We start from the raw sequence: 13,087 nt of genomic DNA, 5'->3' as shown, positions 1-13,087 counted from the left end.
TCTTCCCATGATCAACGTGACCAATCGTACCAATATTAACATGCGGTTTTGTTCGTTCAAACTTGCTCTTCGCCATCGCTATTAATCTCTTGTTTTATTCCCTATTCTTGTTAGCACCTAGGGACAGTCCTGCAAAACTCAATCCGACTAGGCTGTAACCAGCTCAATCACCACAACTCTTAGACGGAAAACCCCACCCAATCTATAAATGGAATATCCTCCATCATACCTATTTGCCCAATCACCAACAACTATTTGGAGCGGGTAGCGGGAATCGAACCCGCATATTCAGCTTGGAAGGCTGCTGCTCTACCATTGAGCTATACCCGCTTGACTCACATAATAACTCTCCTTCGATGAATGGTGGAGGGGGTTGGATTCGAACCAACGTAGCATACGCAACGGATTTACAGTCCGCCCCCTTTAACCACTCGGGCACCCCTCCATTACACCGGTAAAGTCGCGCAATGAGACATTACGGAAACCATCTTGAATACCCATTCAATTCAATCTGATTGCGAAGTGGTTATGACGATTACTATTGTATCTGTCAACAGAATAAATACAATTCTGTACAAATTTCCTGCTCATAACTTTAAATCACAGATTTTTTCTCTCTATTTTTCTTATTAACACGCTATAAAGAAGCTATGAAAGAAAAAACATCACAAAATTCTCATTATGCTCGTTTACGTCGCCGATATCGCGATACAAAAGGCTCTCCTTCTCGATCTTTTACACACCTAAAGAAGAAAGCTGCTTCTTTACAGCAAGGGATCATCCATCTTTATGGCATTCATTCTGTTCAGGCAGCTTTAGAAAACCCAAAAAGAATTTTAAAATGTCTTTACGTTACACAAAATGCCTTAAAACGATTAAATATATCCGAATCAGATTATCCTTGCTCTGTTACATTATGCACCCCCAAATATCTTGATTCGCTTGTTGGAAGTGAGGCTGTTCATCAAGGTATTGTTTTGGAAACTTTACCCCTCAAACCATGCAAACTTTCGGAACTAACCAATACTGATCTGGTCATTGTCATGGATCAAATTACCGATCCGCATAATGTTGGCGCTATTATGCGCTCTGCAGTTGCATTGAAAGCTAAAGCGCTTATTACAACTTGCCGTCACTCTCCCCACGAAAGCGGTGTTCTTGCGAAAGCGGCATCTGGAGCTCTGGAAATGATTCATTATATTACCGTACGAAACCTCGCTGAAGCTCTTCAAGAACTTCATCAAACAGGTTTTACAAGCTTTGGTCTCGATTCAGAAGGGGACAAACCTCTAGAAACAGCATTAACAGGGAATAAAATTGCTCTTGTTTTAGGAGCAGAAGGTAAAGGTTTACGTAAAAAAACACGTGAAACCGTTTGCGCTTTAACACGCCTTGATATGCCTGGAAATATTAAATCATTAAATGTTTCAAATGCAGCAACAATAGCGCTTTATGTGGCACATAAATATCTTAGATTCTAGTTTTTAATTTTTTTGTGAAACATCAAAAAAACCAACCAACAAAAAACCCGCAAGAAACCCGCCAATATGAGCTTCCCATGCTATTGAGATGCCATTTTCTTCAAACAAAATAGAAGAAATACCTATGATAAAATCAGCCGTCAGCCATACACTCATATAAACAAGTACCCCCTTAGAACACAGAGCTTTTTTGACGGACAATAAAGGTCCCAAAAAATTTTCGTTCTGCGCATTAACAGATAGATAACCACTAGAAAAACCGTAACGTGCAATAGCTCCCATCATTCCAGATACGGCACCTGACGCCCCAATAAGTGATATGGTACTTTCTTGATGAAATGTAAAATAAGTCAAAACAGAAATAACAGCCGTTAACACCCAAAAAATTAAAAAACGTAAAACACCAAAATGCCTTGCTAAAGGAGAGCCAAAAACCAAAAGCCAAACCATATTAAGAGCAACATGTTTAAAACTACTATGCATAAATGAATAACTCACCATGGTATAACAGAGTGCTACAGGATCCCTCTTAAACAATGCTGGTATAAATGAAAAAAATTCAAGACTTTCAACATAAACCTTATGAGAAAAAAAATACTGAGAAATGCAATAAAGACAAAAACAAAATGCTATCAAAACAACTATAATAAATGGAACATTCAACAAGGGTTCTTTAGGTTGTTTCGGTAATCGAGAAACATTATTATGTTGGTGACTAGAAACTTTCATTTTATAAAATCTCGTATTCTTTAGAGAATGGGTTATTCTTTATACAAAATAAATATACCACTCCCAGTGATGCAGAATCTTTTCAACGCCTCTTCGAAGCCCCTTTTTAAATTTTCAATAGCTCTACATGAAAACACGTGTATTTTATACAAAAGATTTTAAAAAGCACGGATATCAAGAATATGATTTACAAACTTAGCGGTATCCTGCTTATTTAAATGTGAAGTTATCATGTAATATACAAGAACTTACGAATAGACAAACTCACTTATGAGGTGGTGTATAATAAAAATATATAAACATTGTTTTTTTACTAGAAACATACTGATCATTGCATTTTATAACCAAACTATACTTCGATTGATAAACTTTAAATAATCTTAAATCTCAATTTTTCCATTAATATAGCTTGCATTGCTTCTACTCTTTGAATGAAAAACGACATCTCTATGAGAAAAAACTATCAACACAGCTTTCTCTAGATATATTCATTAGTGTTTCATGATGAACTACTCACTTGATAGTCTGTTTCCCTCATAAATGCAAAAGCTTCAGTTCATCTCTTTAACAAATATCAACAAGCCTTTCATTTCAACCTCTAACAAATATAATTCAAGAACTGTCTCTTATGAAACACTGCAAAATATGTTTATTTTAATGATGCCTCTTTGAATTTAAACAGTTCATGAAGGAAATTTTTATTCCTTATCTTAGAGAATCTTATCTGCACATCCGCCACTTGTAATGCGCAAGAGAATAATTTGGATTAATTCAATATAGAAAAATTTTAAATGAGGCAATCATAGGAAATTGAACCTCTTATTAAGTTGTAAAATGATAAAGGGCCATTATAAATCAATGTATTATAATAGATAACACACTAATCATTGAAGAGGAAGATCTTGAGAATTCTGCTTGCAATCCTTTAACCACACATCATAAATAGGATGCTCAACAGCGTTCAAACCAGGACTATCTGCAAACATCCATCCTGTAAAAATACGCCGTACTTTTTTATCTAATGTCACTTCATTGACTTCAACAAAACCAGTTGTACGCGTTGGTTCATCTTTAGAGCTCGTATAACACGCACGTGGCGTCACCTGTAATGCACCGTACTGATAAATTTTACCAAGAGTAACTTCAAAACGTGTGGTCCGCCCCGTGATTTTGTCAAGACCTGCAAAAACAGCAATTCCATTGCTAATACGCTCAGCCCGCACTCCACTATTTAAGGATAAAAATACTAAAACTCCCATTAAAAAAATATATATAAAATGCTTTACCCCTAACAATAAAAAAAATCTCATCATATCAAAATCAATCGCATCTTAAAAATAATTCTTTTCATAACATAGAGTCCAATAAGACAAAAATACACGCGCACACTAAAATCTTTTATTTTTTAGGTGACCACGCATCATAATCTTCATGCACACAAGAACGCTCTCCATTGGAGGTGATAGCCCCCTTTGGTCGATAGTCCTCACTTGTTCCTGTCATATTTGCAACATGAGGCTTTTCCCATTCATAAGGATGATAATCCTCCTGTGTTGGTGGGTACTCACAGCGATGATGAATCCAGCCGTGCCAACCTGGTGGAATAGTAGAGGCCTCAGAATAGTCTTTATAGATAACCCAACGGTGCGGATAACCATCCTTATGAAGTCCCCCTTCATAATATATATTTCCAAATTGATCTTCCCCTATCCGCTTACCTTTGCGCCATGTGAAAAAACGCGTACCAATGGTATTGCCATTCCACCATGTGAAGATTTGCTTAAAAAAATGAGCCATCTGCTATTCCATTCATTTAGTGCGCTCATGAAATTAATCGTTGGAATAAAACTGTTAACGATTGAAATTACCGAAAAAGTTACTAGTAAATTCAGCTACAATTCCAATTGATAGGATAACGTGCTATCCCTTAATTTCAAGAAGATATCATATGTATGGCTTCTTCTCCACCCCATAAAATTTAATCTATGCCAAGTTTCATCTTAACCAATTCATTAACAGCTTGAGGGTTTGCCTTACCACCTGTTGCTTTCATTACCTGTCCAACAAACCAACCAGCTAAAGCGGGTTTCTGTTTTGCTTGCGCAACTTTATCAGAATTATTAGCAATGATTTCATCAACGGCTCTTTCAATTGCCTTTGTATCTGTCACCTGCTTCATATTTCGCTCTTCTACAATTTGGCGTGCATCTCCCCCCTCATTCCAAATAATCTCAAAAAGATCTTTGGCAATTTTTCCAGAAATAACTCCTTCTTTTATGAGATCAATAATGCTTCCCAATTGATTTGGCGATACCGGTGACTCTTCAATCTCACAATTATCTTTATTTAAAGCCCCTAAAAGGTCATTAATCACCCAATTGGCAACTATTTTTCCATCACGCCCACGTGCTACTTCTTCAAAATAATCAGCAATAGCCTTTTCTGTCACAAGAATGGAAGCATCATACACTGTCAATCCCATTTCCTTAACAAAACGTGCTTTTATAGCGTCAGGCAATTCTGGTAAGTCTGCTGCCAAAGCATCCACAAACGCTTGATCAAATTCTAATGGTAAAAGATCAGGATCAGGAAAATAACGATAGTCATGTGCTTCTTCTTTTGAGCGCATAGAGCGCGTTTCACCTTTAGCCGAATCAAAAAGCCGAGTCTCTTGATCTATGACGCCTCCATCTTCTAAAATTGCGATCTGACGACGCGCTTCATACTCAATGGCTTGACCAATAAAGCGAATAGAATTAACGTTTTTAATTTCACAGCGCGTTCCAAAATTTTCACCAGGACGACGAACAGATACGTTGACATCTGCACGCATAGAACCTTCATCCATATTGCCATCGCAAGTGCCCAAATAACGAACAATCGTACGCAATTTTGTCATATAGGCTTTGGCTTCATCTGATGAGCGCATATCAGGTTTGGAAACAATTTCCATAAGAGCAACACCAGAACGATTAAGATCTACAAAAGACATCGTTGGATGTTGATCGTGCATCGATTTTCCAGCATCCTGTTCAAGATGCAACCTCTCAATTCCTACTTCAATATCCTCAAATTGGCCATTCGAATCTGGACCAACAGATATGATAATCTTTCCCTCTCCCACAATGGGATAGCGAAATTGAGAGATCTGATACCCCTGCGGTAAATCTGGATAAAAATAATTTTTGCGATCAAAAACAGATTTTAAATTAATATGCGCCTTTAATCCTAACCCCGTTCGAACCGCTTGACGGACACATTCTTGATTAAGAACAGGCAACATACCTGGCATGGCTGCATCAATAAGTGATACATGATTGTTTGGCTCTGCACCAAATTTGGTTGATGCTCCTGAAAAAAGTTTTGAATTTGATATGATTTGCGCATGAACTTCCATGCCAATGATGACTTCCCAATCACCTGTAACTCCAGAAATAAAACGCTTAGAATCAGGAGTACGCGTATCAATGATGCTCATTGCCAATCCACTACCAATATTTTAAAATATACTCATGGCTTATCTAAAACCATTCTCTCAGTGCAATCCTAGGATATAAATCTTACAAAAAGCCCGATTCTATCGGGCTTTTTCTGTTTGCATAAATATTAAGCTTTTTTAGGAGCTTTTTTCTTAGCTGATGTTTTCTCTGTAGACGTTTCTTTCACTGCAGACTTTTTCTTTGCCGGCTTTTCTTCAGGGACATCTGATTCGTCATATTCTTTCATCAACTCTTCAACCGTCACTTCTTTATCTGTGACTTTTATCTGTGCTAATAAATGATCAATGACCTTTTCTTCAAAAATCGGAGCACGTAGATTTTCAACAGCTTCCGGAGTCCTGCGGAAAAAATCCATAATCTCTTTCTCTTGTCCAGGATACTGGCGAACCTGATCAAAAACGGCTGCTTTTAGCTCATCCTCACTAACTTTAACACCAACCTTCATTCCAATTTCAGAAAGCACCAAACCAAGACGAACACGACGTTGCGCAAGGACACGATATTCCTCCCGTGCCTTTTCTTCTGTAATACCTTCATCTTCAAAACTGCGCCCAGCCTTTTTCAAATCATCATTAACCTGAGCCCATATATTGTTAAACTCAATCTCTAAAAGTTCCTCAGGAATCTCAAAATTATAATCAGCATCTAAAGCATCAAGAATTTGACGCTTAACTTTTTGACGTGTCACTGAACCATATTGGCTTTCAATCTGCCCACGAACGACCTCACGTAAGCGATCTAGAGACTCTAAACCAACTTTTTGTGCTGCTTCATCATCAATTTTTAATTCATCTGGTTTAAAGACAGCTTTGACAGTAATGTCAAACTCTGCTTCCCGTCCGGCCAAATGTGCTGCACTGTAATCATCAGGAAATTTAACAAAAATCGTTTTTGCATCCCCAGCTTTCACACCAACCAATTGCTCTTCAAAACCAGGAATAAATTGTTTTGATCCAAGAATCAGTTGTGCATCACTATCTGCCCCACCTTCAAATGGAACGCCTTCAAGCTTACCTTGATAATCTATGGTAATACGATCACCTTCTTCAGAAGCCCCCTCTTTTAGGGAATAATTACGCGTAGAAGAAAGGACGCGATTGATTTGATCATCAATATCCTGTTCAGGAATAGTTGCAATTTCACGGATAACCTTAATATGTTCAAAATCTTTAATTTCAATTTTTGGTAAAACTTCATACTTTAAACTAAAAGTAAAATCAGCTTTGCCATCTAGAATTTTTTCATCTTCATCTATATCAATTTTTGGCTGCATCGCTGCACGTTCATTGCGATCTGCTAAAATAGACCGAGGCGCATCACTGAGTATCTCATTGAGAATCTCCGCCATAAAGGATTTACCATACATTTTTCGCAAATGTCCACTAGGCACTTTACCGGGACGAAAACCATTAAGCTTGATTTTTCCCTTGGTATCATCCAATCTTTCATTCAGCTTTTCTTCTAAATCTTTCGCTGGAACCACGATCTTAATTTCGCGCTTCAGTCCTTCATTAAGCGTCTCGGTAACCTGCATTAAACACCTTCATTTTCCTAAGGAGAGGGATAAACCCACTCTAATAATCATTACATTCTAACACTTCGAGTGTTACATTTACCATGAAGCGGAATTTCAGACACGTAGAAATCCGTAGCACTTAAGGGATTGCTTTGGTGCGGATGGAGGGACTCGAACCCCCACGGTCTCCCGCCAGAACCTAAATCTGGTGCGTCTACCAATTTCGCCACATCCGCTCAAACTTACAAGCTAATAACCTTATACAAGCGGCGTCTCTATACCATTAATTACGGGAAAAAAGCAAACAAATATATTAAAAAAAACAAAATCTATGCTTTTCATACATAACTGCTTACGCTAAAAGTCAATTATGTTAAAGACATTCGATATCCCAATTCATATCATCGGTGGTGGTCTTGCGGGGTGTGAAGCAAGCTGGCAAATCGCTCAATCAGGAATTCCTGTTGTTTTGCATGAAATGCGACCCGAAAAAAAATCAGATGCCCATAAAACCGATAATTTGGCAGAACTGGTTTGTTCAAATTCATTTCGTTGCGATGATTCATTAACAAATGCCGTAGGGCTTTTACATGCTGAAATGCGATTAGCGAAATCGTTAATTATGAAAGCTGCTGATGCCAACAAAGTTCCCGCAGGTAGTGCCCTTGCTGTTGACCGTGATGGATTTTCAAAAACCGTTACGACAGCAATCGAAAACCATCCTCTTATAACAATCAAACGTGAAGAAGTTCAAGAAATTCCTAAAGCTTGGAAACATGTTGTCATTGCAACGGGTCCCCTTACATCACCTGCACTTGCTCAAGAATTACAAGCAATAACCGGTATAAAAGCTCTTTCTTTTTTTGATGCGATTGCACCTATTATCCATACCGATAGTATTGATATCAACATTTGTTGGTATCAGTCTCGCTATGATAAAATTGGTCCTGAGGGAACAGGAAAAGATTATCTTAATTGTCCCCTCAACAAAGAACAATATAAAACATTCGTTGAAGCATTAAAAAATGCTGAAAAAACAGAGTTTCGTGACTTTGAAAAAACGCCCTATTTTGATGGATGCCTCCCCATTGAAATTATGGCTGAGCGCGGACTTGAAACGTTAAGACACGGTCCTATGAAACCTATGGGCTTAACCAATGCCCATAACCCTACAGTTAAACCCTATGCTGTCGTTCAATTACGCCAAGATAATAAACTTGGAACGCTTTACAATATGGTCGGCTTTCAAACAAAACTGAAATATGGTGAACAAATTCGCATTTTTAGAATGATTCCCGGTCTTGAAAAAGCAGAGTTTGCGCGTCTTGGTGGTCTTCACCGCAATACCTACCTCAACTCGCCAATTATTCTTGATCAAACCCTTCGTTTAAAACAAAAAAAACAACTACGCTTTGCAGGGCAAATTACCGGATGTGAAGGTTATGTAGAATCAGCGGCAATAGGGCTTCTTGCTGGACGTTTTGCTGCTGCCGAATATCATCATATTTCCCCTTGCCTACCCCCACAAACGACAGCATTCGGAGCCCTTTTGAATCATATTACAGGGGGACACATCATAGATGAAAAAGCAGAAACACAGTCCTTTCAGCCAATGAATATCAATTTCGGACTCTTTCCCCCTATTGCTTCTATTAGACATTCAGGAAAACGCCTAGCAAGTAAAGAAAAAAAATTAGTAAAAAAACAAGCCATCACAGCAAGAGCTCTCAATGATTGTACTCAGTGGTTAGCAGATAAAGAATCAAAGAGTTCCTTATAAAAAACACACGATTCGCCTCTCATCTACTGAATAGATCTTTATGACTCTCGTGAAAAAATCATTCTAAAGCCTTTTAAAGACTGTCTCCCCCAATCAATAAATACTACTCTACGTTTCATCATTTATTTAATTATGTAGGTGCTTGTAAAATAACTTTTGGCTATAAAAAACCTTTACCGCTATCAACAATTTAATATGATTTAATGACTAAAAATAAAATAATTATATCAATATATTATGAATAATAAAAATTTAAATAGATGGAAAATAAACAAGCAATACTGTATTATCTCTATTAATATTTTTTATATTACGTAATATACATTATTTTATAAGAGTAATTTTTCTGTTTTTTAACTTCCTTCATCAAAATTTGTGTTATTCTCTCACTTTAACTCTTGTGTGATGAAGAAAAAACGCTCGCTTGCATATCACAAGTGAAATAGGGATATGGAAAAAATATTTGTAGGATAGAGCTGGATCTATCTCTTCCCTCTCAAATGCCAAGAAAAATCACAATATTGAAAGTGAAATCTGAATATCATAAGATTCTTTCATTTCAGAATCTCTTATAATAAATCAATAAAACTTATCCTCTTGGTGCGTCACAAGCAAGGTTGGCGTATAAGTAAAAGAATAAAACTATTCCTTATGCACTCATCTCAGATGTTGAGGGCTAATCGCAACATTATAGGAACTGAGAAAAACAGTACGGTGGCACCAACATGCACTTTTATTAAGCGTAAATGGTAGTATATAATAACTTTTATAGACTTTACAGAGTTTTTTGCCTCATACTATTTACGGATCTTGTTTTGAAATAAATATCGTAACACTTCAGCGTAATAAAAGTTAACATTACATTTTATAAGCCACACCGGTACTGCACTAATACAGTGCAATATTTTACTGAAAAGGCTAAAAAATATATTTTAAGCTGACAGTATTTTATACAACACTTAAAATTATTTTCAAAAATACAAGTAATACATGAAAATAAAAAATACCGCAAAAATCTCAACGTGTTATATGAAAAATGGGCATAATACATGTGCTAAAAAAAAACCCGCTTATAAATAAATCGGGTTTTTTTATGTAGCTTAAATTATTTTTTATTAACTGCTTCTTTAAGGCTTTTTCCTGCAGAAAATTTAGGTACAGAACGTGCTGGAATATCGATCTCAGCACCAGTTGAAGGATTACGCCCCTTTGTTGCAGCACGATGAGAAACTTCAAAAGAGCCAAAACCTGGAAGACGAACATCTCCCCCTGAAGCCAAAGCTTCTGTTACAGAAGCCATAAAAGCATCAACAACAGCACCAGCTTGCGCTTTCGAAACACCTGCCTTTTCAGCAACGGAGCTAACCAATTCACTTTTATTCATAAAATATTTCCTTTCCCTATATTACCTGACAACATGACTTAATCATGTTATTGGTCAGTTTATTGAAAAGTACAGCAAACAGAAGTCTTATTTTTATCCAAAACATTGTTTTTTTAGCAATAATCACAGTTATTCACGGAATTTTTCACTTTTTCCAACAAAAAACAGAACAATAACCTCAACAACGCCTTCTGCCACCTAAAAAATGCCGTTATAAATGAGATAAGTGAATCAGTGCGCAATCTGTATTCCTTCACTATCACTGCCCTCTGACCGGATTGGGACAGCCACCGTAGAGGGTTCTTTCCATTCAATAGTGTCTGGAAAACGAACCAAAGCGTGTTTCAAAACTTCACTCACATGATTTACCGGAATAATTTCCATATTATTTTTGACATCGTCAGGAATATCAACCAAATCTTTTGCGTTTTCTTCAGGAATAAGTACCTTTTTTATCCCTCCTCGAAGAGCTGCTAGGAGTTTTTCTTTTAATCCACCAATTGGTAAAACGCGTCCACGTAAAGTAATTTCACCAGTCATTGCAATATCTTTATGCACAGCTACTCCTGTAAGAACCGAAACAATTGCTGTCACCATTGCAATCCCAGCAGATGGGCCATCTTTTGGCGTAGCACCCTCTGGAACATGAACATGGATATCGCGTTTTTCAAAAAGTGGAGGTTCAATACCAAAATCAACAGCACGAGAACGTACATAAGATGCTGCCGCTGAAATGGACTCCTTCATAATATCACGTAAATTTCCAGTTACAGTCATCTTACCTTTGCCGGGCATCATAACTCCTTCAATGGTCAATAACTCTCCACCGACTTCTGTCCACGCAAGGCCTGTCACAACACCAATTTGATTTTCTCCTTCAATCTGATTGTAATGATAACGTTTAACACCCAAGAAATCATGAATATTACTTTCTGTAACTTTTACAGATTTTTGATGCGTTTTGAGAATTTTTGTAACAGATTTGCGGGAAATTTTCATGAGTTCACGCTCAAGGTTACGAACGCCTGCCTCACGTGTATAAAACTGAATAATTGACCTTAGTGCTCCATCAGAAATACTGAGTTCTTTTTTAGACAAAGAGTGATCTTTTAGTGCCTTTGGTAAAAGATGCTGTTTAACAATTTCCATTTTCTCACATTCAGTATAACCAGCAATACGAATAATTTCCATACGATCCATTAACGGACCTGGAATATTAAGCGTATTGGCAGTTGTGATAAACATGACATCAGAAAGATCATATTCAACTTCCAAATAGTGATCAATGAATGTACTGTTTTGTTCAGGATCAAGAACTTCTAATAAAGCGGATGAAGGATCTCCACGAAAATCTTGTCCCATTTTATCAATTTCATCAAGCAAGAAAAGCGGATTAGATTTTTTTGCTTTTTTCATAGACTGGATAATTTTTCCAGGCATCGAACCAATATATGTTCGGCGATGTCCGCGAATTTCTGCTTCATCCCGCACGCCTCCCAAAGAGATACGAACATACTCACGCCCCGTCGCCTTTGCAATAGAGCGCGCTAATGATGTTTTCCCTACACCAGGAGGACCTAACAAACAAATAATAGGACCTTTTATCTTTGACGCGCGACTTTGTACAGCCAAATATTCAATAATCCGCTCCTTAACCTTTTCAAGACCGAAATGTTCATTATTCATGACCTTTTCAGCAAAATCTAAATTGTTTTTAATCTTAGATTTTTTACCCCAAGGCATTGCTAATAACCAATCAAGATAGTTACGGACAACTGTCGCTTCTGCAGACATAGGAGACATATTCCGTAATTTTCTCAATTCTGCCCCAGCTTTTTCCTGTGCTTCCTTGGATAGTTTTGTATTCTTGATACGTTCTTCTAATTCAGAGAGTTCATCTCGGCTATCATCACCTGCCCCTAACTCTTTTTGAATAGCCTTCATCTGCTCATTGAGATAATATTCTCGTTGGTTTTTTTCCATTTGCCGTTTAACATGCGAACGAATACGTTTTTCAACCTGCAAAACAGAAATTTCTCCTTCCATGAAGGACAGAACACGTTCAAGACGGGCCCGTACAGGTAAGAGCTCTAGTATTTCCTGTTTTTCTGCAAGTTTAATCATCAAATGAGAAGCAATCGTATCGGCAAGCTTAGAAGGATTATCAATCTGACCAATCGCATTAACAACTTCAGGAGAGATTTTTTTATTAAGCTTTACATAGTTTTCAAAATAAGCAATCACTGACCTTGAAAGAGCTTCAATCTCAACATCACTCTCTCTAGATTCTTCTGTAACAGTCGCATATGCCTGATGATAACCTTCACTTAAAGCAAATTGACTAATTTTTGCACGTGCAGTTCCTTCAACCAAAACCTTTACAGTACCATCAGGAAGCTTTAAAAGTTGAAGAATATTAGCAAATGTACCAATATGATAAATATCCTCTGATTTTGGATCGTCATCAGAAGCATTTTTTTGTGTCACCAAGAGTATTTGCTTGTCAACCGCCATCGTTTCTTCAAGAGCACGAATTGATTTTTCGCGGCCCACAAAAAGTGGAACAATCATATGGGGGAAGACAACAATATCACGAAGAGGTAAAACAGCATAAACCCCATCTCTTACTTCATCTGTCTTTTCATCAATATATTGCATAACTCTCCTTTCTGGAGCCTATGAGCTATCTACAACAAC

The 13,087-nt window shown here is 37.3% G+C and carries 9 protein-coding genes, 3 tRNA genes and 1 pseudogene; 2 read left to right on the top strand and 11 right to left on the bottom strand.

Annotation, left to right across the window (positions count from 1 at the left end):
• The 3 genes and pseudogenes from ACFIK8_RS06985 to ACFIK8_RS06975 form a co-directional block, all read right to left on the bottom strand.
• Positions 1-76 (bottom strand): annotated as a pseudogene (locus tag ACFIK8_RS06985) (elongation factor Tu); the annotation flags it as partial.
• 180 nt (positions 77-256) lie between these two features.
• Positions 257-330 (bottom strand) — tRNA-Gly (locus tag ACFIK8_RS06980).
• A 31-nt stretch (positions 331-361) separates the two neighbouring features.
• A tRNA-Tyr gene (locus ACFIK8_RS06975) sits at positions 362-445 on the bottom strand.
• A gap of 205 nt (positions 446-650) precedes the next feature.
• Between ACFIK8_RS06975 and ACFIK8_RS06970 the strand changes: the two genes are divergently transcribed.
• Positions 651-1,481 (top strand): RNA methyltransferase, encoded by an 831-nt coding sequence (locus tag ACFIK8_RS06970; RefSeq protein ID WP_026500346.1) that lies wholly within the window; start codon positions 651-653, stop codon positions 1,479-1,481.
• A gap of 3 nt (positions 1,482-1,484) precedes the next feature.
• Here ACFIK8_RS06970 and ACFIK8_RS06965 read toward each other — a convergent pair whose 3' ends face one another.
• From ACFIK8_RS06965 to ACFIK8_RS06940, 6 genes are all read right to left on the bottom strand, one after another.
• Positions 1,485-2,210 carry a rhomboid family intramembrane serine protease gene (locus ACFIK8_RS06965; RefSeq protein WP_375636474.1) on the bottom strand — a complete coding sequence of 242 codons (726 nt, stop codon included), beginning with the start codon at positions 2,208-2,210 and terminating at the stop codon, positions 1,485-1,487.
• Between the two features lie 884 nt (positions 2,211-3,094).
• Positions 3,095-3,520: a DUF2155 domain-containing protein gene (locus tag ACFIK8_RS06960; RefSeq protein WP_012755019.1), complete on the bottom strand. Its 426-nt coding sequence runs from the start codon at positions 3,518-3,520 to the stop codon at positions 3,095-3,097.
• A gap of 88 nt (positions 3,521-3,608) precedes the next feature.
• Positions 3,609-4,007, bottom strand: coding sequence for an NADH:ubiquinone oxidoreductase subunit NDUFA12 (locus ACFIK8_RS06955; RefSeq protein WP_375636476.1), 399 nt, complete (start codon positions 4,005-4,007; stop codon positions 3,609-3,611).
• Between the two features lie 181 nt (positions 4,008-4,188).
• Positions 4,189-5,688, bottom strand: a complete 1,500-nt coding sequence (gene gatB, locus ACFIK8_RS06950) for an Asp-tRNA(Asn)/Glu-tRNA(Gln) amidotransferase subunit GatB (RefSeq protein ID WP_375636478.1) — start codon at positions 5,686-5,688, stop codon at positions 4,189-4,191.
• 128 nt (positions 5,689-5,816) lie between these two features.
• The gene (gene tig / locus ACFIK8_RS06945) at positions 5,817-7,244 is read right to left on the bottom strand and encodes a trigger factor (protein ID WP_375636480.1); all 1,428 of its coding nucleotides are present in this window, start codon (positions 7,242-7,244) and stop codon (positions 5,817-5,819) included.
• A 135-nt stretch (positions 7,245-7,379) separates the two neighbouring features.
• Positions 7,380-7,462: transfer RNA gene (locus tag ACFIK8_RS06940), tRNA-Leu, on the bottom strand.
• A gap of 134 nt (positions 7,463-7,596) precedes the next feature.
• On the opposite strand from ACFIK8_RS06940, the gene trmFO reads away from it, so the two are divergent.
• The gene (gene trmFO, locus ACFIK8_RS06935) at positions 7,597-9,006 is read left to right on the top strand and encodes a methylenetetrahydrofolate--tRNA-(uracil(54)-C(5))-methyltransferase (FADH(2)-oxidizing) TrmFO (RefSeq protein ID WP_273788337.1); all 1,410 of its coding nucleotides are present in this window, start codon (positions 7,597-7,599) and stop codon (positions 9,004-9,006) included.
• Positions 9,007-10,111: 1,105 nt separating this feature from the next.
• Here trmFO and ACFIK8_RS06930 read toward each other — a convergent pair.
• Both ACFIK8_RS06930 and lon read right to left on the bottom strand, forming a co-directional pair.
• Entirely contained in the window at positions 10,112-10,390 is a 279-nt protein-coding gene (locus ACFIK8_RS06930) for an HU family DNA-binding protein (protein ID WP_012231443.1), read from the bottom strand.
• A 231-nt stretch (positions 10,391-10,621) separates the two neighbouring features.
• Positions 10,622-13,048, bottom strand: coding sequence for an endopeptidase La (lon, locus tag ACFIK8_RS06925; RefSeq protein WP_012755014.1), 2,427 nt, complete (start codon positions 13,046-13,048; stop codon positions 10,622-10,624).
• Between the last annotated feature and the right edge of the window lie 39 nt (positions 13,049-13,087).

The organism is Bartonella sp. MR168JLCBS (genome assembly GCF_042194175.1).
The sequence above is the reverse complement of the archived record's forward strand: the minus strand, read 5'-3'. Positions and strand labels throughout refer to the sequence as shown.